Genomic DNA, 1945 nt, shown 5'->3' with positions numbered 1-1945 from the left:
CCACGGCTCCCGCCTTGACGACGGAGTTCTCCTGGCTGCGGTCGCCGATCAGTACAGTCGCCCCCGGCACGACGTCGCTCCCCGCCCCGGGCGGCGTTTCAAGCCTGGAGCAGGTCGGCATCACCAGGCCTTATGCGCTTTTCGTCGGCACGCTCGAGCCGAGAAAGAACCTGGGCAGGCTGATAGAGGCTTACAGCCTGCTGCCCGCCAGCGCCCGGTCCGCCTGCGACCTGGTCATCGTCGGCGGCAGTGGCTGGAAACAGACGAGCCTGGCCGACGACGTGCGCCGCGCCGGGCTCGAGATGAACGTCGTCTTCACCGGGTTCGTGGACGACGGGATGCTTGCAACGCTCTATGCGAATTGCCTTTTCCTGGCGATGCCGTCCCTCTATGAGGGTTTCGGCTTTCCGATTGTCGAGGCACAGTCATTCGGCAAAGCGGTCCTGACGTCCAACACATCCTCGATGCCGGAAGTCGCCGGCCAAAGCGCCATTCTTGTCGATCCGAACGATCCCAGGGCGATCGCCGACGCGTTCGGCCGGCTTTGCAGTGATGCGCAATTGCGCCAGGCGATCGCGGCCGGGGCGCGCCGGAACGCCGAACGTTTCACCTGGAAAAATCACGCCAGAGGCATGCTCGACATCTTTGAACAGGCCATCGGACAAAGACGAAGGACCGTGGCTTGAGAGTCCTGCATTTTTTCAAGACCTACTGGCCGGACACTTTTGGCGGCGTCGAGCGGACGATCCATGCCGTCGCCCAAAGCACGTCCCGTCATGGCATCGAAACGGAAGTGCTGTCGCTCAGCCGCACGCCCGACGAGGCGACGCGCCCCCTGGACGAACATATGACCACAAAGGCGAAGCTGGATTTCGAGCTGGCGTCGACGGGATTCTCGCGCGAGGTTTTCCGCAAGTTCCGGGCTCTGTCGGCCAAGGCCGACCTGATCCACTATCACTTTCCATGGCCGCTCATGGACGTGGTGCATTTTCAGTCCCGCCACGGCAAGCCGGCGCTCGTCACCTACCATTCCGATATCGTCAAGCAGCGACTCATCCTGCCTTTCTACCGGCCTTTGATGATGCGCTTCCTGGGCGATGTCGACGCCATCGTGGCGACATCCCCGGACTACCTGCGATCGAGCCCCATTCTTGCGGCATTCAGAGCCAAGACGAAGGTCATTCCCATCGGCATCGACGAAGGCGCCTACCCCTCCCCTACCGATGCCGACAATGATTGGTGCCGGTCGACAATTCCGGGGCCGTTCGTGCTGTTCGTCGGCGTCCTGCGTTACTACAAGGGACTGGATGTCCTGATCGAGGCCGCCGGCCAAGTCCGTTGCAAGATCGTCATAGCCGGCTCGGGGCCCATTGAAGCGGAGCTCAGGCTGCAGGCCGAAACGCTGCGCCGCGACAACGTGATCTTCCTTGGCGAAGTGAGCGAGCCGCGCAAGATGGCGCTGCTCAACAATTGCCTTGGCTTCGTCTTTCCTTCGAACCAGAGGTCGGAGGCCTACGGGCTTTCGCTGGTCGAGGCGGCGATGCGCGGCAAGCCGATGGTCTCGTGCGAAATCGGAACGGGCACGAGCTACGTCAATGAGGCCGGCACAACCGGGCTCGTCGTGCCGCCTTCAGATCCGGCCGGGCTTGCCGAGGCGATAAACCGGCTGATTGCCTCGCCGACGGAGGCGGCGAGTTGGGGACGAGCCGCGCGCGACCGGTACGTGCGCCTCTTCACTGCCGACAGGATGGGGAAATCCTACGCCGAGCTCTACCGTCAGCTCGGCGGCCGCAAAGGCTGAGCTGAAGGCGGTTTCTCTAGAGGGGCTTGCGGGTCGATGTCCGTCGATATAGAACATAACGAGAACATTTTGGGGAGTTGCGTCATGAAACTGACCGGGAAGCTCGACTATCTGGAACTGCCGGCAACCGGCGGCACGCTGGAC

General features: G+C 62.7%; 2 protein-coding genes. Both read left to right on the top strand.

Features of this window, described 5'->3' with window-relative positions:
* A partial coding sequence (locus EOA33_RS34075; protein ID WP_145989466.1) for a glycosyltransferase family 1 protein occupies window positions 1–686 on the top strand: 686 nt, incomplete at its 5' end.
* Window positions 683–1801, top strand: coding sequence for a glycosyltransferase (locus EOA33_RS34070; RefSeq protein ID WP_127407607.1), 1119 nt, complete (start codon window positions 683–685; stop codon window positions 1799–1801). The genes EOA33_RS34075 and EOA33_RS34070, both read left to right, overlap by 4 nt.
* Window positions 1802–1945 lie beyond the last annotated feature (144 nt).

This window comes from Mesorhizobium sp. M4A.F.Ca.ET.050.02.1.1 (genome assembly GCF_003997725.1).
Taxonomy (GTDB): domain Bacteria; phylum Pseudomonadota; class Alphaproteobacteria; order Rhizobiales; family Rhizobiaceae; genus Mesorhizobium.
This window is presented reverse-complemented; position numbering and strand designations above follow the sequence as displayed.